The organism is Veillonella sp. ZSJB6 (assembly GCF_051549505.1).
Taxonomy (GTDB): domain Bacteria; phylum Bacillota; class Negativicutes; order Veillonellales; family Veillonellaceae; genus Veillonella.
In genome coordinates this window covers 1-276 of record NZ_JBPUGE010000041.1, presented here as the reverse complement: position 1 = coordinate 276, position 276 = coordinate 1, and the positions used below count along the sequence as shown (strand labels likewise).

The window sequence follows — 276 nt, the reverse complement described above, 5'->3', positions numbered from 1 at the left end:
AACTCGGTCCAATCACTTCCAGCCTGGAGACTCTTCTCGATCTGTTTCGTGACGATGCGGTTCGCTTCTGAGATCATCTCTTCGGATTCACGCATATAGACGAATCCGCGCGAGATGAGTTCAGGTCCTGAAATCAATTTCTTCTGTTTCCGGTTCAACGTGACGACACAGAGGACGACACCGTCTTGTGACAAGAGACGACGGTCACGGAGGACGATATTCCCGACGTCCCCAACGCCAATTCCATCGATCAAGACGTTGCCGGCCGGTACTTTA

1 pseudogene is annotated in these 276 nt (G+C 51.8%); it reads right to left on the bottom strand.

From position 1 onward, the window contains the following. Positions 1-194 (bottom strand): annotated as a pseudogene (locus ACSV5T_RS09820) (Zn-dependent hydrolase); the annotation flags it as partial. Positions 195-276: the final 82 nt, after the last annotated feature.